The following is a 19,202-nucleotide window of genomic DNA, read 5'->3' on the forward strand; positions in this document are numbered from 1 at the left end:
GCCCGTGGGACGGCCCGCGGCCGGAATTTCTGATTCTAATGCGCCGTCTCTCATCTTCTACGACCGGACTGACAGCATCTCGGAGAATTCAGTCTCCGAAATTATCCGAATCTGTTGCCCAGTTGCTGCGCGCTTCAACGCCTCTTCTCTCTTTTTTTCGGAAGCGTTGCGGGATCCCATTACCAGTAAGGTCGTCTTGTTGGTAAGGCGCAGGTCACTACCAGCTCCTTGCGACGCGGCTTGTATCCGAGCCTCATCTTTGCTCATCGCTGGCATATCACCGGTGAACAGGACTACCTGATCGAAAAGTGGCCCAGCCGGGTCGGCATCTGGATTAGGTTGCGGAAGATCAGCCAAGCGAGGCTTCACCGGCCACTGAGATTTCGAACGAGTCGAACGTCTGCGTTGAGAAACCTGCAAGGCTAGACGGGGCACTTTCGGCTTTGACCACAGCTCGTCAAGCGAACCAGTGGGATGCCTCCGGTCTGCTATGCGCAGGACGGCTGCGGCACATGTATCGGCATCTGCCCCTGCCTGGTGATGCTCAAAATCAGGCAGACCAAGGGCGGAAGCAACATCTGGGAGCTCGTAAGACGACAGCTCCAGATGGATCTTCGAGAGCTCCATCGCACACAGAAACTTCAGCGGTGGTACGTCGAGATTGTTGTAGTTGCATGCGGCTTTGAGCACGCCGGAATCGAAAGGGCTGTAAGCGACGGCAGAATCGGCTCCGACGAAATTGACTATGCGTTCCAGTGATGGCACCCAGTCGACCGCGTCCACTACGTCATCGGGCGTTATCCCGTGGATTCGCATATTTACGTCAGCGAAGTGGTCCACTCCCGGAGACGGTTTGATGAGCCAGCAGCGCGAATCCACTACTTTGCTATTGCGGACCTTGGTCATTCCCACCGCACAAGCCGATGCATAATTCTGATTTGCAGTCTCAAAATCGATAGCCGTGAAATTTAGCATCCCCATGTTTCCCCCTTTGAATGTGCGGACATCGACATAAGTTGGGCATGCCGTCCGCTGCCAGCCCGCTGTTGTTTAGAACTGGTTTTGTTTACAGTGCTGGTACGCCGATGGCGTCGTAGAGGTAGTGTTCGCCAGCCAGCGGTATGCCGTATTTGCGTGCCTTGGCGGCTTTGCCTGACAGGCTGTCGGGGTCGGCTGCAACGACCAGGTTGGTTTTCTTGGTGACGTTGTCAGCAATCGTGTAGCCCATGGCTTCCAGAAAGCCGGCGATTTCGCTCTTTTGCCGGCTCATGGTGCCGGTCAGGACGATATTGTCGCCCGGTGCCGGACGGTAAACGGTTCGGGCAGGCACGGGATCGGTAGTCTGGAGCCAGGTGGCCAGTCCTGTTGTCACCAATTCGTCAGGTAGTCCGAGCAGGGCAGCGGCTTGGCGCAGGTCCTGCTCCTCGCCGGCAGTGATTTGACCATCGGCCCAGGCAGCGCCGAGCAGCTGATCCAGGTAGTACTCGTGCAGTTCCAAGCAGCGTTCCTGACTGATGCCCAGTTCGTCGGCCAGAGTGACCAGTTCCCCTTGCTCGGTAGCCGACAGGTGCAGGTCGAACATAGCCCGGTCCAGGAGGTCCAGGTACTGGTCATGTTCTGCCGGTCCGGTGAATTCAGGCATGTGGGCGGTGATCCGGGACAGGAAGTGTTTCTCCACCCGGTTTCCGGCCGGCCGGAGGACCGGAGCGAAAGACCAGGACGACGGTGGAAAGCCTGACCAATCAGCCAAGCTCGCGTTCAGCAGGGCCTTTTCCCAGTCTGGCCGATCCGGATCCAGGTCGATATAGCGTCCGAGCAGGCCGGCTGCGGCCATGGCGTCATCACCGGCGCAGTGTGCGGTGCCGGTCTCGATGCTGAGGAATTCGCAGCAGTGAGCCAAGGAGCGGGCATTGCCGTACACGTAGTCATGGGCCAGGCCCATCGTGCACAGCCCGGAAACGAAGGATGCCGGAACCGGCATTCCTGCCCGGCGAAACTCATGCTCCAGGAACCCCGCATCAAAACGAAGGTTATGGGCCACCATGATGGTGCCCCGCAGCACCTTGGCGATCTCCGGGGCGGCCTCTTGGAAAGTCGGGGCATCCAGGATGTCGGCGGCGCGGATGCGGTGGACGCTCTGCGGGCCAAGGTCCCTGCCCGGATTGATCAGCGTCTCCCACCGGTCTACGACCCGTCCGGAGGCATCGACCCTCACTACCGCGATCTCAGCGACCCGGTGATGCTGTCCGGGATGGAATCCGGTGGTCTCGACATCGACTACTGCGAACATCGGTTCAGACATGCGTGGCCTCTTTCGCAGGAACCGGCCATCGACGCACACTCGTTCCGCCGGCACCGCCAAAGTAGGTGCGGGTCCTGCGGGTGCGGTCCGCCTCGATCTCGAGCCAGTAGTTCAGCAGCCGCACGCAGCCGTTGGCGATCCGCAGTGCTTCTTGCGCCACAGGTTCAGCGCAGTCCGGATCCGACTCCCACACCGAAGCGGGCGGAGGGGCGGGCCAGTCAATGTCCAGCAACGGGGCCTGCCGCTTGTACTCAGGAACTGTGCGGCCGGCGGCCCGGGCGTCCTTACGCTCCTGCACCTTGGCCGTGTTGTAAGCGGCCCGGCGGTCGTTCTCGGCCCAGAACAGATCCTGCAGCAAATCGACCCACGAACGGCAATCCCGGATGAACGCATCCGGTTCAAACCGTGGAGCCTCCAGCACCTGCGGCTCCGTGCACTTTGCCTCTGCCCTGGCCGTCAGCAGCAGCTGCCGGTCGCCGGCCAGGCTCCGGAAGGCCTTCTCATCGAACCCATCGGATGTGACGGCGTTCGTGGCAGTTGCCCGCAGCGGGCCGGTGAAGGCATTGGCCGACACCTGCCACAGCGCCCAGCGGCCGTCATGAATATCGAGTATCGCCATACCGCGATAGCCGACCATGGAATCGTTCATTGTCCCCCCAATGACTCAAACCGATTCTCCACATCCTAAATCACTTTGTGCTTATTTCACCCGAAAGCAATAAACCGTTTAGCCATTTAGCTAAAAATGACAGCGAAAATAGCCATCGGCGCCTTGTTTGCTATTCGGCGGCTTCTTGGAGGAGGTCTTCCGCGTGCTGGCGCACAGCGTCGACGTCAGTGAACACGAGGTACCCGAGCCGGGCGAGTTCGTTCAGCTCTTCTGCGTTGCCATCCAGTTCCAGGACCACTGGTGCGCTCATGCCTGGTTGGAGGCCGTCCGCCCAGTATGCCTCCGCGAGGCATACCAGGTCGCCGGATTCCTGGTTGCGGACTTCCACCTCCGTTTCTCCGGCTGCCAGTCCCATGCCTGCGAGGTCTTGGACAAGCTGTGCGATGTCGGGCGACGGCCCGGTGGGTGTCTCCGACGCCGGTTCCGTGCGTTCAAGGTCAGCGGTATTGGTTCCGTGCCAAAGTTCATCGAGCACACTGTTCATGGCATCGGCCAGCAGTTCCCGCCTCGCGGCCAGGAAGTCACGGTAACGGTCGATGGACCAGAGGCTTTCGTCCATTGGGATCCATTGGCTGGCCAGAGTCCCGGGAAAGTCGCGTTCGACCGCCCGGAAATATTCGGCGGGATCCCGGTCAGTGATGTCGAGGTTAGCGTTCTGGGTCAGGAAGCAGTAGTTGGCGACGGCATTGACTTCCTCCTTGGAATAGCCGGCTCCATAAAGCCGGGCCTTCGGGAAAATATGGTGAACCTGCAGGGACGAATTCTTGCCCAGCATGTGTGCCGATAACTTGATTCCGGTCGTAAAGTCCTTGGAACCCTGTGTCCGGGTCAGCAGGTAGAGCATCGGGTAAAAGCGGGCGCCGATAGTGTTGCCGCCGAAATCGGCTTCGCGCACCGTGAGGTCACCGCGGAAGCGGCGCATCTGCTCCATCAGGCCATCGATACCGGCTTCGTCCACGGCCTTCAGATCGACGTTGAGGTAGGACTCCGTGGAACCGGCAAAGCGGCCCCACATTGCAGCGTGGATGTACCAGGTCAGAATCCGGTCCCGCTCGACCGCGTTGGGGAACTTGCCCCCGTTCCGGTACATGTATCGTGCGATAACGGGTACCGCGAACCGTGCAGGGAACACGCGGTCGAAATCTAGGCCAAGGCGCGCAGCGATGACATCGAGCACGATCGAAACCAGGTCGGCGGTCTCCTTCAGCCCCTTACGGATCCGCTCTTCCTCAACGGAGGCCAGCGCCGTAAACAGGGCCTCGCCGGTCAAGATGGCGTTGACGTTGCGCAGCAGCCAGTCCAACGTGAACCGATAGCCGGCGGATTCCCACTTTTGGCGGTATTTGTTCATCTCCTCCCGCGCCTCGGGCCACGCCGCACAGATTTTGGCCAGGGCCAGATCGCCCTTGGAGAGTTTGGTTCCTCCTGAGTTCACCCGGTTGAAGATCTCAACCACGACATCGATGGTCTTGTCGGCACCGCTGACTTCCTCGATGTGGACTTCCCGGTTCTGGATGTCTGTCAGTCGCGTCATCCGGGCCATAACTTTGACGAGTTCGCCGACACCCAACTGCGAGATTTCCGGATGTGCCTCCAGGTACTTCCCTACGCCCTGGATCATGAGGTCGGAGACATCAATCCAGGCCGGGTTGTCCTTCATCTTGACGGGAGCGTAGAACTCAAAGACCTCGTCCTGCACGTTGAAGTAAAGGTCCTTGAAAGCTTGGGCGTTGCCTTCAAAGAAACGTGGCGGGGTGCCCCGGATAACCCCGTATAAGGATGTTGCCCGCTGTTGGCCATCGAGCAGGAGCTTGACGCTGCCGTCCCGTTCAATGCCGCCCCCACGGGCTTTGGCCGTGGTCACGGAGGTATTCCAGGTCATGAACCCGCCGATAGGGTAGCCCCTGTAGAGCGAAGTAAACAGGCCGCGCACCTGCTGCCGGTTCCAGACATAGCCCCGCTGAAACTCCGGCAGAGCCACGTCCTGGCTGTCAATTTGGTCCAGAACGGTCGACAGCTTCATGGCGGGCTCCTATGCGACGGGTGAGACGGCAACAACTTCCGATGCTAACAACGGTTCAACCGGTCACCGAGCCCGGCACAACAACTACGGGCGGTATGTCCACAGATTGGGGCATTTCAGAGGATGGGGCTGAGGGATAAGCTCCCTGCGGAGTGCCGCTGTTCTGTGCTGTGGCCGCCCCAATTCCGATCACCGCTAACAGGTTCTAAACGATGGCTATGTGGGTCGAGCCCGAGGAGCACGCCCTGCACCGGTACTCCTTTACTCATGTGAGTGAAGGAGTAAAAAATCAGATAACCGCTGTCTGCGACTGGAAGTTGTTCTGTATGGACCTCCATATCGTTGCTTGCACGAACTCTCCGCTTTCATGGGGAAAGATGGTTCCATGGCTTCATCATCCTTTGGGCAGGTCCTAGACCAGCTGTATTTCTCTGCTACCGACGAGCGGGACAAAGGCTCGAAGTTCGAGCGGCTGATCAAGCGGTATCTGGAGTTGGAGCCAAAGTACGCCGACCAGTTCGCCGACGTATGGCTATGGAATGAGTGGCCGGGGCGGGACGGGAAAGTCGACACGGGCATCGATTTAGTAGCCAGGGACCGGTACACCGGCGAGCTGACTGCGATCCAGTGCAAGTTCTATGATCCGCAGCGCACGCTGGAGAAGAAGCAGATCGATTCCTTCTTCACCGCCGCCGGAAAACTCGCTTTCTCCTACGGCATGGTTGTGTCCACAACGGACCATTGGTCTAAGCACGCCGAGGATGCCCTGGAAGGTCAGGCGAAGCCGGTCACCCGGCTCCGGTTGCAGGACCTGGCCGATTCGACGATCGACTGGTCGCAGTTCAGTCTCGACACTCCGGAGGAGATGGTCCAGTCCCCGCGGAAAGAACCGCGGAAGTACCAGCGCGAAGCCATCGACGACGTGAAGGCCGGCTTCGAGACCCACGACCGGGGCAAGCTGATCATGGCGTGCGGTACCGGCAAGACCTATACCTCGCTAAAGATTGTCGAGGAAATGGTCCCGGTGGGCGGCTCGGTGCTGTTCCTGGTCCCATCGATCGCGCTGCTGCAGCAGACGTTGAACGAGTGGACCGCACAAGCAACCGTTCCGTTGCGGCCGTTGGCCGTCTGCTCGGACACGAAAGTCGGCCGGCGCGAGCATGAGGACGTATCCGTCCATGATCTGGCCTTCCCTGCCACCACGGATCCGGTGAAGCTGCTGAACCGTGCCCGGATCAGCACGGGCCAGGAGGCCGTGACGGTAGTCTTCTCCACCTACCAGTCCATTGACGTCATCGCCCAGGCACAGCAGAACGGACTGCCGGACTTCGACCTGGTGCTGTGCGATGAAGCCCACCGCTCCACGGGCATCACCGAGGCCACACACGACGATTCCGCGTTCGTCCGGGTCCACGACCAGGACTACCTCAAGGCCGCCAAACGCCTGTACATGACGGCAACCCCGCGGATCTACGTGCAGGAGTCCAAGGCCAAGGCAGCCCAGGACGACGTGACCGTGTACTCGATGGACGACGAGGTGGTGTACGGGCCGGAGTTCCACCACCTCGGCTTCGGCAAAGCCGTCGAGATGGGACACCTAGCCGACTACAAGGTGCTGGTACTTGCCGTCGACGAAGACGCGGTCTCCCGCTCCTTCCAGGGACTGTTCGAGGAGAATGGCGACCTGAACCTGGACGACGCGGCACGCATCGTCGGTTGTTGGAACGGGCTGTCCAAGCGAGGCGTGAACGGGCAGCGGCTGGATATCGGCGACGGGAAGCCGATGCGCCGGGCGGTCGCCTTCGCCCGCAACATCAAAGAATCTAAGAAGCTCGCCTCCGAGTTCGAGCTCGTGAGCCGGCAACTGCTCGTTAACCGCGGCGAAGATGCCCCCGAGGCGTTGAAACTCGAAGCAGAGCACGTCGACGGGACGTTCAATGTGCTGGAGCGGTCCGCGAAACTCGACTGGCTCAAGGACGACACCGATGGAGATGTCTGCCGGATCCTGTCCAATGCCAAATGCCTTTCGGAAGGCGTAGACGTTCCGTCCCTGGACGCTGTGCTATTCCTCAACCCTCGCAACTCGCAGGTAGACGTGGTCCAGTCCGTAGGCCGGGTGATGCGCAAGGCCGAAGGCAAGGAATACGGGTACATCATCCTGCCCATCGCGGTTCCTTCCTCCCAGGACCCGGAGACGGCACTGAACGACAACAAGAAGTACAAGGTCGTCTGGGACGTCCTCCAGGCCCTTCGAGCCCACGATGACCGGTTCGAAGCAATGATCAACAAGCTCGACCTCAACCGGAACACCAACGACAAGATCGACATCATCACCGTGGCTAACCCCTACGGCTCGGACTTCGACGGCACGGGCACCGACGGGGACACAGACGGGGGAGCGGGCACCGAGGCCCTGTTCCACATGGCCAACGCCGACGCGTGGCGCAACGCGATCTACGCCCGCATGGTGCGCAAGGTCGGAGACCGCCGCTACTGGGAAGACTGGGCCAAGGATGTAAAAGACATCGCCGACCGCCACACCACCCGCATCCGGTCCATCCTTGACGGACCCGACCGGCGCGCCCGCGAGGAATTCGCGGTCTTCCTGGAAGGACTGCGAGGGAACCTCAATGCCTCCATCGGTGAGGCCGACGCGATTGACATGCTCTCCCAGCACCTCATCACCAAGCCGGTGTTCGAGGCCCTCTTCGAGGGTTACTCATTCGCAGCCCACAACCCCGTCTCCCAGGTCATGGATTCCATGGTCGAGGTTCTCGACCGGTACAACCTTGACTCCGAGGTCCAGAAACTCGAGGACTTCTACCGGTCGGTACGGGTAAAAGCAGAGGGCATCACCACTGCCGAGGGCAAGCAGAAGATCGTCACGGAGCTGTATGAACGCTTCTTCAAACTTGCCTTCCCTCGCACCGCTGAATCTTTGGGGATCGTCTATACCCCGATTGAGGTTGTGGACTTCATCATCCGTGCCGTCGACGACGTGCTGAAAAAGGAATTCGGCGCTTCCGTCTCCGACGAGGGCGTGCACATCCTGGACCCCTTCACCGGTACCGGAACGTTCATTGTCCGGCTCCTGCAGTCCGGGCTCATCAAGTCGGCTGACCTGTTGCGGAAATATACACAGGAGCTGCACGCCAACGAGATCCTGCTCATGGCCTATTACATCGCGGCAATCAACATTGAAGCTACCCTCCATGGCCTCCTCGAAGACCAGGCCAAGGAGAACAACGATGGCGCAGAGACGGTGGGCTACGTGCCGTTCGACGGCATCGTACTCACCGACACTTTCCAGATGACTGAAGACGGCGACACCCTTGATGAACACGTCTTCACCAGCAACAGCGAACGCGCGTCCGCCCAGAACAAACTCGACATTCGCGTCATCATCGGCAACCCGCCCTACTCCGTGGGTCAAACCAGCGGCAACGACAACAACGCGAACATCAAATACCCCACCCTCGACGAATCGATTCGAACTACCTACGCCGCTCAATCAACGGCTACGAATAAGAACTCCCTCTACGACTCCTACATTCGAGCCATCCGCTGGGCATCCAATCGCATCCTCAACTCACCCAACGGTGGTGTCGTTTGCTACGTTTCCAACGGGGGCTACATCGATGGCAACACCGCCGATGGACTTCGCAAAACCCTGGTGGAAGAATTCCACGAGATCTACGTCTACAACCTCCGCGGCAACCAGCGCACTGCGGGCGAACAAAGCCGAAGCGAGGGCGGGAAGATCTTCGACTCTGGATCCCGAGCTACCGTGGCGATTCTCCTCTTAGTCAAGAGACCCGGTCCCGTGGAAGGCTGCCAGCTGAATTACAGAGACATAGGTAACTACCTCGATCGCAAGCAAAAACTCGCGACCGTTGACGAGGGTACGCTTGCCACCATTGAATGGGAATCGATCAGGCCCAACGTCAACGGAGACTGGATAAACCAACGCAATGAAGAGTTCGAGACATACGCTCCTATCAGCGCGAAGGACGGCGGTCCCGGTCTCTTCCACATGCATACTCGAGGAGTAGCGACAGCTCGAGATGCGTGGGTCTACAACTCATCGCTCCCCAAGCTTCGCAGCAATGTGAAGTCCCTGGTCGACTTCTACAAGGAACAGCTCGTCCTCCAGAGTTCAGGAGGAGAGGTAAGCAACGATCCGACACGAATTGCTTGGGGCGGAGGACTCCGGAACTCCTTAAAGCGTGGCAAGGCTGTAACGGTGGATGCCACTGGTCTCCGAAAGGCCGCCTATCGACCTTTCAACTCCCAGCACGTGCATTTTCAACCAGAGCTGAACGAGCGGCAGTACCAGCTTCGGAACGTCTTCCCAACCCAGGAGAGCGAGAACTTCGGCTTCTACATCACTTCGCCAGCGACCCACTATCCGACCTTTGAAGCCTTGATGGTCGATGGCCTCCCAGACCTGCACTTGCTAGATACCGGTCAGTTCTTTTCCCGGTACACCTACATCAGCGCTAGCTATGAAGACGACCTTCTGGCGGAGCTGGAATTGTCCCCGGCATCAACCCGCGTAGACAACATCACGGATGCAGCCTTGGCGGACTACCGCTCCTCATACGGGGCTGCTGTGACGAAGGACGACATCTTCTATTACACCTACGGGCTCTTGTACTCTTCGGAGTATCGAGAGCGTTTTGCAACCGACTTGAAGAAGATGTTGCCCCGGATCCCGCTAGTCCCAGGGGCTGACAGATTCCAAGCGTTTGCCGCCGCGGGGTGCGCGCTGGCCAAGCTGCATACCGGTTACGAGGTGGTGGAGCCCTACCCGCTGACCGAACGGGAGACGGGACTGGGCCTCGAGCACGACGAGTATGAGCGCTACCGTGTGGTGAAGATGAAGTATGCAGGCAAGGCTGGGAAATGGGACAAGACGCGCATCATCTACAACTCTAATATCACGCTGGAAGGGATCCCCGAGGAAGCCCATCGGTACATGCTTGGTTCCCGCTCCGCCGTGGACTGGATCCTCGAGCGATACCAAGTGAAGACGGATAAGGCCTCCGGCATCACAAATGACCCCAACGATTGGGCCAGGGAACATGAGCAGCCTAGGTACATTCGGGATCTGCTTGGCCGGATAGTCACCGTGAGTCTGGAGACCATGCGCATTGTGGATAGACTGCCGACCCTTGGACTTGAGTGAATCTATGGAACGAATGGTGGATAGGGGAATCAATGCCACTGTCTACGAACGAGGCAGCAGACTATCTGGGCATCGATCCTAAAGCCTTAAGTCGGAAGCTGAGTGATGGGTCTATCCGCGGCCGTCAGAACGGCGTCTGAGGCATTCTGCAAGGAGGCTCCGGCCGCATAAAGGTGCCGTTCGGCGTTCCTGGCCTCACTGTTCAGGATGGGCGAAGGATCAGGTGCCAACAAGGGTGGGCAATGCGCGGAGAGATCGTGCTGGAGATGTCGTCCCCGTACCCGAAGCGGCTCAAACCCTCCACCACTGAATCATGCTGGCACCTAACGCGGACCTATGATCGAATTATGTCTAGCCGCCGCGTTGCACCTGCCGTTCTTGCACCACTCCAAGACGCGCTTACCGCCATTTATTGGTACAAGCCAGAACTTCGAACATTCCTTGACGCGGCAGTAGGTGATCGCACTTTGGTGGCGAATCTTGACTTCTCGCAAGTAAAACGTCAGATCGTCCGGGACTTAGTGCGTTTACTGGATGCTGACCAGCACAAATACTTTGACAACCTTCTCAGCCTTCTGTTTGCCGTAGCGGATGTTCAGGACCCCGTGTGGCTCAAGAGAGTGGATGATGGGCAACGCAAGTATGAGGAGGCTGTTGCAGCGCTAGAGACGTTATGTCTATATGTTGAGCCATACCGAATGCTTCGCACTGAGACGGATTTGGCTGACCAACGCAGGGCTATGGCACAAGAGATGGCGGCTGCTCGCCGAATAGTTACCGACAAACTGAGTGAACTGAATCTACTTTTTGAATCACTCCGCAATTTGGCGCCTCAGCCACGGGGATACGCGCTGGAGAAGCTCTTGGCAAAGCTTTTTCAAACGTTCGACCTTGATGTCAAGGGGTCATTTAGGATCCATGGTGAACAGGTAGATGGTGCTTTTACCTTTCAAGGGACCGAGTATCTACTTGAAGCCAAATGGCAGGATGCTCCGACTCCCCTACCCGACCTAGAAGCATTTCGGGGCAAGGTAAACCGCAAGCTAGACAACACTCTGGGGTTCTTCATCTCGATAAACGCCTTCCAACCCAATGCTTTAGACCTATTCAGCGTTGGGTCAAGGCCCTCGGTGATATTGGCAGATGGAGGAGATTTAGCGGCTGTCCTTCAAGGTCGTATTCCATTACCCGAGCTCTTAATTCGAAAGCGGCAGCACGCGGCAAGGACTGGGGAAATTCTTATCTCCGCTTGGCACCTGATGGGGTGACTACGCTCAAGTGGTGGCGGATTGTGATGCCTCGTTTTCTGGGCACGACCGGTGACTGGGATCTGCCGCGCCTTATCTTCAGCCCAGCCGCTTACTTTCGCTGAGAAGGAACGAGATTAAGGATCCCATACGGACAAAGAGATAGTCCTGCGCCTCGGGTGGAACGACGTGCTTGTCCGTTTCGTGGTGGCGGATCGTGAACTGGTTGCCGAAGTCTGTCAATATTTTCATTTCGGCCTCCACGAACGCCCTGAACTCATGGCTTGCAATGTGGCCAAGCAGGGCTGTCGCACTGGCCTTCTTGTTCCCAGACGGGATGTCTATCGTCTTCAGCCGCTCGAATCCATCCCACAGTCGCTCCAAGGCGAGTGTGCGGTCGTCGACATGGCGGGACTGAAATAGGTCCCTGGCTTGTCTCAAATCCTTATCGAGCTTGCCATCGCCAGACATAGGGATGAGGTCCTTGACCACCTTCCGTACAGAGGGCGAACCAAAGCGAACAATCTGCAGATCCTCGTTGATCTCATAGACTGTCCCACCGCGACGCAGGATTTGATTGACTTCCGTCCGGAACGCCTTTTGTCCAGCCTGTTGATCAAAGCTCAACTCGTAGTGGTTGAAAAAAGAATGCCACCTCTCCTCACTCGGTTCGGAGATCCGTTGTGCTGCATACTCCAGCAGATCAAACAGGACACCGTCGGATTGGTCCCATCTTCCCCCGATGTGCTCAGGGAGGTCAGGAATATGCCCTCGAGCGTTATCCCACAGAGCCCCACGATTGGTGTCTGTAATCCCCTTACCGTCTTCGCATCGAACCGGATATAACTTGGCGAACCAGTTGGTGTCAACCTTGCTTGTTACCAAGGCATGGAGAGCCGTAACGGTGGCCGGCGGCAGCTCTTCCCGCGTCCTGGGCGCCCGGCCAGTGACGCGATCTGTGTAGAAGTCGTAAGTGCTCATCGCATCATTCTTGCAGGAGACTTGCCCCCCTACAGGTCGTGGAATGTGACTAGGTCGGAACGTGCTTAGGGATTAGTGCCCAGATGTGAGAATCCACATTCACGCCTCTTCATCGGGCTACCCGGTGATTTTTCTCTGCTTGATCGCGCGGCAGAGGACGGCAAGCTGCTCCAAGAGGTTCATTCCCTCACCGGTTTACGCGACGGCCAGGCGCTCGACCTGCATATCCTCCCGGGCTCTGGAAGGATGAGCGGGATTTCCGTGCAGACGACTTCTGGGACTGACACCGTCTCAACTAAGGATCCTTTATCAAGACGAGGGGGCGGACTTAGATCATGTGCGCTCGAACTTGAATTCCAAGACCCGGCTTGTCTCATATACCTGTCTCGCGACCGTTCTTCTCAACATCAGGAAAGATGGCCTTTCGCTGGACTTCAGGGAAGTCGGTGATTCTTCGGGGGCCGGCCCGTCGTCCAGTAGTGTCTCCAAACATTCAGCGTCTGTGGTTAGTTCCCGGGGGCGAGGTGAACGTCCGTGCCGCCGCACTTCAGCGCTCGATGCGTTAGGGCAGTCGCCCGGGTCTCAGCCGAGCGGCTGCGCCGGCTTGTTCGGGTTGGAGGGGGACTGGGCTGAGCAGCACGGCTGGTCCGCGGTGGAGGACGCCGTCCGACAGCGGCTGGCAGCGCAGGCCTCCTCGTCCGCGCATCGCGGCATGGGCGCCGGGAGCAAGCATACGATCCATCCAGACGCAGGGATGGGCGTGCCGTCCGCCCCAGAGCCGCACGATTTCCCCACGGGATTCCACAGCGAATTCTTCGCCGATCAGCGGAGCCAGGTGGGCGCCGCGCAGGACTATGTTGCGCCGCGTCAAGAGCGGGTCAAACGGCGAGACCTCGAGTTCAGCTGCAATGGCTTCGAGGGATTCGACGGCCATCAGCGTGACGGCTGCATCCCTATGTGCTGCCTTGCCGAAGAATCTGTCGCCCACGATGCCTTTGCCTGCAACCACCTCGACCCGGTCGAGATCCGACGTGGGAACGCTGGCGGCGCCGTCGTTGGCCCTGCCGAAGTAGGCATGGCCCGATGACACCAGCAGGTGCAGGATCTCCACGCTGTACCTGTAGGTCACCGTCATGCCCTCAAGCTTAGGCGTAGCCCCCAAGACACGTACGGCGCCGCCAAGCCCTGCCACATGCGTATCTCGCCTGATGGCGACCGCGAGAGGTTCGCTATAGGTGCCAAGCAAGACGAAGGCTGAAGACATTGCCTGCGTGGCGTGGCAGTGCGGGTTCCTGAACGCAGTAGCACTCGGTGTCGTTGCTCTTCCTGCCATCGGCATTCCTGGTAAGTGTTCCCAAATGAGTCAATTCCGGTCCACTCGTCGTGATGCTTGCCTAAACAAAATCGAGGTGACTCTTGTCACAGCAGTCACATGGCACTTATGCTTGTGCAACATACACAGCAGTGTTGCAATATATGCAACAAGATAGAAGAGGATGAAATGCCCCCTCGAACGACACGACGCTGGAGCACTATCGCAAGTGCTGCCGCCCTCACCACCTTGATGACCACTACAGGATGCGCCGACCGCAATGGAGCTGCGGCGTCCGGAGATGACTTTCCTTCGGAGACGATCACATTCATGACGCCAACTTCCGCAGGAGGCGCGACCGACCTCACCGCCCGTACACTTGCCACCGAGATGGAGAAGGACCTGGGTGTTTCCATAGTTGTGGAGAATCGCCCCGGCGGCTCCGGCAGCGTGGGTATGGAGCATCTCGCAGGTCAGGCTGCCGACGGTTACACCATCGCTGTCCTGCCCGTGGAAGTCAGCCTGCTGGGGCACCAGGGATACGACATCGATCCCACCGACTACGATTTCCTCGGACAGGCGAATTCTCAGCCCGGAACCATAGCTGTCCCCGCCAACAGCCCGTTCCGTACCTTGGAGGACCTCGTCCAGGCAGCTAAGAACGATCCGGGCAGCGTGGCCGTTTCCAACGCCGGGCCGGGTTCCATCTGGGAGCTGGGGGCGACCGAACTGGGCAGCGTCTCGGGCGTGAAGTTCAAAAATGTCCCGTTCGACGGCGGTGCCCCCGCGGTAACGGCTGCGACAGGCGGTCAAGTTGATGCGGTTGTTGCAGGCATTGGCGAGACCGCTCCCGCCCACAAAGACGGCCGTTTGAGAGTGCTGGCTGTCTTCACCGAGGAACGCGCTCCTGTCCTCCCGGATGTGCCGACGGCAATCGAGCAGGGGCAGGACGTGGTCATCGGCAGCTGGGCGGCAGTAGCTGCCCCAACCGGCCTCGACCCGGACGTTGCGGGCACTCTGGAGGAGTCTCTGGAGAAGGCGGCTTCGTCAGATGCTTACGTCTCCTTCATTGAGAAGGGCGGCAATTTGCCGCTCTACCGTCCCGCGGCGGAGACAGCGGAGTTCGTTGATGCCGAGAGCAACCGCTTCGCCAAGTTGCTCGAAGCCGGGTCATGAAGGACACGCCCGTGATGGGAACCTCGGTCGGGATTCCAGGTAACAGCTCCGCTGCCCCCGGGGAGTCTCCACAGCGAACCAAGGGATTCAATGCGCGCGGCGTTCTCGTGGCACTTTCGGTGGCCCTGGTTGGCGGCGCACTGGTGCTGCCCATTCACAACCTGGAGTTGTTTGCTTCGGATGGGTCCATCGGTCCGGGATGGTGGCCCACCGTGCTGGGTGGCACGCTCGTAGCTGGCGCCTTCGCCATCGCATTGCTGGCTTTCAGGCAACCTGAGCCGTTGCCGGAGCAGCGAGTGAGCCCGCACGGGCTTCGGCGGTTGGGAGCCGTCGTCACCGCTATCATCCTCTACGGTTTCGCCTGGCGATTCTTCCACTTCCTTCCGGTTACCGTCGTCTTCCTCAGTGCCCTGATGTTCATCACCGGCGGGCGAGGGGTGAAAGCCTTGGCGGTCTTTCCCGTCCTAACGGCAGCCGTGCTTTACGGGCTGTTCGGAATGCTGCTGCAGGTTCCGCTGTGAACGCGCTGGTCGAGGGCGCCACCGCTCTCCTTGATCCGACCATCGGCCTGTGCCTGCTCGCCGGCGTGCTTCTGGGCACCTTGGTCGGTGCGGTGCCGGGAATCACAGCAACGATGGCCGTTGCCCTGGCAGCAGGATTCACACTCACGCTGGAACCGCTGCAAGGCCTTGCCGTCCTGCTGTCCATCTACGTTGCAGCACAATTCGGAGACCGCGTCCCTGCCATCCTCGTGAACACGCCGGGCACCCCGGCCTCCATCGCGTCAACCTTCGATGGCTACCCATTGGCCAAGCAGGGCAAGGCCGGCATCGCCCTCACCAGCTCTGCCTTGGTCTCCGCGGTGGGCTCCCTCGCCGGGATTCTCATCCTCGTGCTCGCGGCCCAGCCTCTTGCTTCGGTTGCTCTCCGGTTCGGACCGGCCGAAATGTTTGCCCTCGTCGTGTTCGGTCTCACGATGATGGTCGGTGTTTCAGGCAGCAACGTTCTGCGCGGCCTGGTTGCTGGAGCCGCCGGACTTCTGCTGGGCACGATAGGACGCGATCCCATCACAGGCGACCAACGGTTCACCTTGGGATTTGCGGAACTGAGTTCCGGAGTGCCGTTCATCGCTGCCATCATCGGACTGTTCGGGATCGCGGAGCTCTTCAACCAGCTCGCCGAGACACGGTCCAAGAAGACACCTGCGCCGATCACCCAGCTCGGGGCATGGTGGCCCACCAAACTCCAACGGCGCGAACTGGTCAAGCCTTCAGCTATTGGGACGGGGGTGGGAGCCGTCGTGGGTGTCGTCCCCGCAGCGGGCGGAGACATCGCCGGCGTCATAGCCTGGGCGCAGGCGAAACGCGCCTCCAAGCACCCGGAGAAGTTCGGTCGAGGCTCGCTCGAGGGCCTGGCGGCCGCCGACAGCGCAAGCACAGCGACCATGGGCGGCTCCGTCACCACCACGCTCGCCCTAGGCGTACCCGGCGACTCGGTGATGGCGGTGATGATCGGTTCCATGATCATCTGGGGACTGCAGCCCGGTCCGGCTTTGTTCGTAGAGTCCCCCGACCTCGTTTACAGCCTTGCGACCATTATGGTGGTGGCGACGTTGCTGGCCCTGGCCCTCGCCCTCGTGCGGATGCAGGGCGTGGTCAAGCTGCTTGCCCTGCCGCAGCAGTATCTGACGACAATCATCATCTCCTTCTGCATCGTGGGGACGTACGCGGTTCAGAGCAGCGTCTTCGACGTCGTCCTCATGCTGTGTTTCGGCGTCGTCGGCTTGCTCATGCGCAGATTTGGTTTCCCTGCGGGCCCCATGGTGCTGGGCCTTATCCTTGGCCCGCTGGCCGAGAGCAATCTGCGACGCGCGCTCGTCATCGACGGTCTCGGAACAATTTTCACCAGTCCCATCGCCGTCGGACTCATTGTCCTTAGTCTGGGCGCTGTGCTGCTGCCTTGGCTCCGTTCGAAGACGAAAGCGAGGAAGCTTGATGCACAAGCCACTGAAGCCCTCCGGTAACAGGCCCTCCGTCCTGTGCCTTGGTGAAACCATGGCCCTCGTCACGCCGTCCGAGGCCGAGCCTCTTGAGACCGCGGAGAGTTTTGTCGTGTCTGCCGGGGGCGCGGAATCTACCGTGGCCCTCTACCTTGCTGGACAGGGATACCGCTCGGCTTGGTTGAGCCGTGTCGGCAACGACCCCTTGGGCAGGCGCCTGCTACGACAACTGGCTGCGCACGGGGTCGACACCTCGCTCGTCGACACAGATCCCACTGCCCCGACGGGTGTGTACTTCAAGGACCCCGGTGGGTCAACCACCAGCGTTTACTACTACCGTTCAAATTCGGCCGCGTCGCGGATGGGGCCGGATATTCTCGAGAAGATTGATTGGCAGGCGTTACCGCTGCTGCACCTCTCAGGCATCACCGCCGGGCTTTCCCTCAGCTGCCGCGACTTACTTGCATCAGCCTTCACAGCCGCCAAGGCCAACGGCACGCTGGTGTCCTTCGACGTCAACCACAGGCCCGGCCTGTGGAGCGCGAAGGAAGCCGCTCCGGTGCTCGCGGAGTTTGCCGGACGCGCCGATATCGTGTTCGTGGGCAGGGACGAGGCCGAAACGCTATGGGGCACGGGCGACGCCAACGAATTGTACGGTGCCCTGGGTCCGCAGCACTTGGTGGTGAAGGACGGGGCAATAGGAGCCACGGACGTTTCGGCGGCGGGAGCCGTTTTCATGCCTGCACGCGCCGTCGACGTCGTAGAAGTAGTAGGAGCCGGCGATGCTTTCGCCGCTGGCTACCTTTCGGGCCTGCTCGCCGGTGAACAGGCCGGCGAGCGGTTGATGCTCGGGCACGCTCTCGCCGCCCGGGCCTTGTCCAGTGTTCAAGACTTCGATCTGGTGTAGTGGGGCTATGTCACAAAGCATTCAGCGCGCCATCGAAATCCTCGAGTACGTCAGTGTCCAACCGCGCACACCGAGCGAGGTTGCCGCGCACTTCGAGATTCACCGTTCCACCGCTCTGCGCACCCTGCAGACTCTCACCGACAGTGGACTGACACGGCGGCGAGAAGACGGGCGCTACGGCGTCGGCTATCGACTCGCCGGACTGGCAAACCTCGCTCTGGAGCAGTTCGACCTGGCCAACATCGCCCACCCTCATCTACAGGCGCTTGGAAGCCGGTGCGGACATACGGTGCACTTGGCCGCGGTCCAAGGCAGAACCATCGTTTACGCCGACAAAATCGAGCAGCCGGGCATGGTGCGGCTGTACTCGCAGATAGGTCACCCGGTTACCATCCACACATCCGGGGTAGGCAAGGCCATCCTCGCCTACCGCGAGCCTGGCTTCGTGGAGCACGTCCTGGACAGCACTGACTTCGCCCCTTACACCTCCACGACGATCACCTCACGCGAAGAATTTCTCCAGCAACTAGCCGAGATCCGGGAGCAGGGTTTTGCGGTCGACGACGGCGAGTACGAAGACTTCGTAAACTGCGTCGCCATGCCACTGAGGGATGCCACGGGGCAGGTTACCGGAGCCGTGTCCATTACAGCACTCAAAGCACGGGCAACCATGCACGACCTCGCACAGTTATTGCCAGCACTGAGAACAACAACAACAACAATCTCCGAGGAGTTGGGATGGCGTCCGTAGACGACCTCTTTGACCGCACGTTCACCGGCACATCAGTCATGGCCATCCTCCGCGGCTATACGCCTGAGCGGACAGTCGAATTGGCCACCCGTGCCTGGGAACTTGGTATCGACTGTGTGGAAGTTCCGGTTCAGTCCCCTTCAGCGGTCGAGGCTTTGGCTGCAACTGTCACTGCGGGCCGTGCCGGCGGCCGCGTCGTGGGCGCGGGCACCGTCACCAGCTTGGAGCGCCTGGAGCAGGCGGTGGCTGCCGGGGCAGGCTTCACCGTGGCACCCGGCCTCGATCTCACTTTGGCACAGGCCAGTATCGAGGCCGGTCTGGCCCACCTGCCCGGAGTGGCAACGGCCTCGGAAGTGCAACTCGCTGCCGGCCACGGGATGCGCTGGGTCAAGGCATTTCCCGCGGTCAGCCTCGGGCTCTCCTGGTTCCAAGGCATGAGGGGGCCCTTCCCCGACATCCGCATCGTCGCCACCGGTGGCATCAATGGGAGCAATGCTGCCGCATACCTGGCAGCGGGTGCAGACGTCGTTGCCGTTGGCTCCGCACTCGAAGACCCGGCCCAGTTCGACCTGCTGGCAGAACTTATGCCGGCTGCCTCTACCCATACGCCGTAAGCGGAGCAGATTCCCCAGAAACTACAAGGACA

At 60.0% G+C, this 19,202-nt stretch carries 14 protein-coding genes; 8 read left to right on the forward strand and 6 right to left on the reverse strand.

Features of this window, described 5'->3' with window-relative positions; translation table 11 throughout:
* Window positions 1-57: 57 nt before the first annotated feature.
* The 4 genes from AC3A4M_RS08260 to AC3A4M_RS08275 form a co-directional block, all read right to left on the reverse strand.
* Window positions 58-981: an exonuclease domain-containing protein gene (locus tag AC3A4M_RS08260; protein WP_498735153.1), complete on the reverse strand. Its 924-nt coding sequence runs from the start codon at window positions 979-981 to the stop codon at window positions 58-60.
* An 85-nt stretch (window positions 982-1,066) separates the two neighbouring features.
* Complete coding sequence (locus AC3A4M_RS08265; protein ID WP_498735155.1) at window positions 1,067-2,302, reverse strand: exonuclease domain-containing protein; 1,236 nt, start codon at window positions 2,300-2,302, stop codon at window positions 1,067-1,069.
* The gene (locus tag AC3A4M_RS08270; RefSeq protein ID WP_498735157.1) at window positions 2,295-2,951 is read right to left on the reverse strand and encodes a hypothetical protein; all 657 of its coding nucleotides are present in this window, start codon (window positions 2,949-2,951) and stop codon (window positions 2,295-2,297) included. Before AC3A4M_RS08270 ends, AC3A4M_RS08265 begins: the two co-directional genes overlap by 8 nt.
* Before the next feature lie 130 nt (window positions 2,952-3,081).
* The gene (locus AC3A4M_RS08275) at window positions 3,082-4,995 is read right to left on the reverse strand and encodes a GmrSD restriction endonuclease domain-containing protein (protein ID WP_498735159.1); all 1,914 of its coding nucleotides are present in this window, start codon (window positions 4,993-4,995) and stop codon (window positions 3,082-3,084) included.
* A gap of 385 nt (window positions 4,996-5,380) precedes the next feature.
* Here AC3A4M_RS08275 and AC3A4M_RS08280 point away from each other — a divergent pair, with 385 nt between their 5' ends.
* Both AC3A4M_RS08280 and AC3A4M_RS08285 read left to right on the forward strand, forming a co-directional pair.
* The gene (locus AC3A4M_RS08280; RefSeq protein ID WP_498735160.1) at window positions 5,381-10,183 is read left to right on the forward strand and encodes a DEAD/DEAH box helicase; all 4,803 of its coding nucleotides are present in this window, start codon (window positions 5,381-5,383) and stop codon (window positions 10,181-10,183) included.
* A 347-nt stretch (window positions 10,184-10,530) separates the two neighbouring features.
* On the forward strand, window positions 10,531-11,451 hold the full coding sequence (locus AC3A4M_RS08285; protein WP_498735161.1) for a restriction endonuclease: 921 nt from the start codon (window positions 10,531-10,533) through the stop codon (window positions 11,449-11,451).
* A gap of 78 nt (window positions 11,452-11,529) precedes the next feature.
* Here the strand turns inward: AC3A4M_RS08285 and AC3A4M_RS08290 are convergent, their stop codons facing one another.
* Together AC3A4M_RS08290 and AC3A4M_RS08295 are read right to left on the reverse strand one after the other, a co-directional pair.
* Complete coding sequence (locus tag AC3A4M_RS08290) at window positions 11,530-12,411, reverse strand: hypothetical protein (RefSeq protein ID WP_498735163.1); 882 nt, start codon at window positions 12,409-12,411, stop codon at window positions 11,530-11,532.
* A gap of 562 nt (window positions 12,412-12,973) precedes the next feature.
* Window positions 12,974-13,546, reverse strand: a complete 573-nt coding sequence (locus AC3A4M_RS08295; protein ID WP_498735165.1) for an MOSC domain-containing protein — start codon at window positions 13,544-13,546, stop codon at window positions 12,974-12,976.
* Between the two features lie 507 nt (window positions 13,547-14,053).
* On the opposite strand from AC3A4M_RS08295, the gene AC3A4M_RS08300 reads away from it, so the two are divergent.
* The 6 genes from AC3A4M_RS08300 to AC3A4M_RS08325 are packed head-to-tail and all read left to right on the forward strand — an operon-like array spanning window position 14,054 to window position 19,170.
* Window positions 14,054-14,899 carry a tripartite tricarboxylate transporter substrate binding protein gene (locus tag AC3A4M_RS08300; protein WP_498735167.1) on the forward strand — a complete coding sequence of 282 codons (846 nt, stop codon included), beginning with the start codon at window positions 14,054-14,056 and terminating at the stop codon, window positions 14,897-14,899.
* 14 nt (window positions 14,900-14,913) lie between these two features.
* A complete protein-coding gene (locus AC3A4M_RS08305; RefSeq protein WP_498735574.1) occupies window positions 14,914-15,420 on the forward strand; it encodes a tripartite tricarboxylate transporter TctB family protein in 507 nt (168 codons plus the stop codon).
* The gene (locus AC3A4M_RS08310) at window positions 15,417-16,922 is read left to right on the forward strand and encodes a tripartite tricarboxylate transporter permease (RefSeq protein WP_498735169.1); all 1,506 of its coding nucleotides are present in this window, start codon (window positions 15,417-15,419) and stop codon (window positions 16,920-16,922) included. The genes AC3A4M_RS08305 and AC3A4M_RS08310 overlap by 4 nt, the downstream gene beginning before the upstream one ends.
* Window positions 16,894-17,805 carry a sugar kinase gene (locus AC3A4M_RS08315; protein ID WP_498735171.1) on the forward strand — a complete coding sequence of 304 codons (912 nt, stop codon included), beginning with the start codon at window positions 16,894-16,896 and terminating at the stop codon, window positions 17,803-17,805. The genes AC3A4M_RS08310 and AC3A4M_RS08315 overlap by 29 nt, the downstream gene beginning before the upstream one ends.
* A 7-nt stretch (window positions 17,806-17,812) precedes the next feature.
* Window positions 17,813-18,556, forward strand: a complete 744-nt coding sequence (locus tag AC3A4M_RS08320; protein ID WP_498735173.1) for an IclR family transcriptional regulator — start codon at window positions 17,813-17,815, stop codon at window positions 18,554-18,556.
* Window positions 18,544-19,170, forward strand: coding sequence for a bifunctional 4-hydroxy-2-oxoglutarate aldolase/2-dehydro-3-deoxy-phosphogluconate aldolase (locus AC3A4M_RS08325; protein ID WP_498735174.1), 627 nt, complete (start codon window positions 18,544-18,546; stop codon window positions 19,168-19,170). The genes AC3A4M_RS08320 and AC3A4M_RS08325 overlap by 13 nt, the downstream gene beginning before the upstream one ends.
* The last annotated feature ends 32 nt before the right edge of the window (window positions 19,171-19,202 follow it).

It is taken from the genome of Arthrobacter sp. Soil_C_60 (assembly GCF_057656375.1).

Bases quoted from the DNA above. Each gene is read 5' to 3' on its own strand.
- AC3A4M_RS08260 (WP_498735153.1), bottom strand. From the start codon at position 981: ATGGGGATGCTAAATTTCACGGCTATCGATTTTGAGACTGCAAATCAG.
- AC3A4M_RS08265 (WP_498735155.1), bottom strand. From the start codon at position 2,302: ATGTCTGAACCGATGTTCGCAGTAGTCGATGTCGAGACCACCGGATTC.
- AC3A4M_RS08270 (WP_498735157.1), bottom strand. From the start codon at position 2,951: ATGAACGATTCCATGGTCGGCTATCGCGGTATGGCGATACTCGATATT.
- AC3A4M_RS08275 (WP_498735159.1), bottom strand. From the start codon at position 4,995: ATGAAGCTGTCGACCGTTCTGGACCAAATTGACAGCCAGGACGTGGCT.
- AC3A4M_RS08280 (WP_498735160.1), top strand. From the start codon at position 5,381: ATGGCTTCATCATCCTTTGGGCAGGTCCTAGACCAGCTGTATTTCTCT.
- AC3A4M_RS08285 (WP_498735161.1), top strand. From the start codon at position 10,531: ATGTCTAGCCGCCGCGTTGCACCTGCCGTTCTTGCACCACTCCAAGAC.
- AC3A4M_RS08290 (WP_498735163.1), bottom strand. From the start codon at position 12,411: ATGAGCACTTACGACTTCTACACAGATCGCGTCACTGGCCGGGCGCCC.
- AC3A4M_RS08295 (WP_498735165.1), bottom strand. From the start codon at position 13,546: ATGACGGTGACCTACAGGTACAGCGTGGAGATCCTGCACCTGCTGGTG.
- AC3A4M_RS08300 (WP_498735167.1), top strand. From the start codon at position 14,054: ATGACGCCAACTTCCGCAGGAGGCGCGACCGACCTCACCGCCCGTACA.
- AC3A4M_RS08305 (WP_498735574.1), top strand. From the start codon at position 14,914: ATGGGAACCTCGGTCGGGATTCCAGGTAACAGCTCCGCTGCCCCCGGG.
- AC3A4M_RS08315 (WP_498735171.1), top strand. From the start codon at position 16,894: ATGCACAAGCCACTGAAGCCCTCCGGTAACAGGCCCTCCGTCCTGTGC.
- AC3A4M_RS08320 (WP_498735173.1), top strand. From the start codon at position 17,813: ATGTCACAAAGCATTCAGCGCGCCATCGAAATCCTCGAGTACGTCAGT.
- AC3A4M_RS08325 (WP_498735174.1), top strand. From the start codon at position 18,544: ATGGCGTCCGTAGACGACCTCTTTGACCGCACGTTCACCGGCACATCA.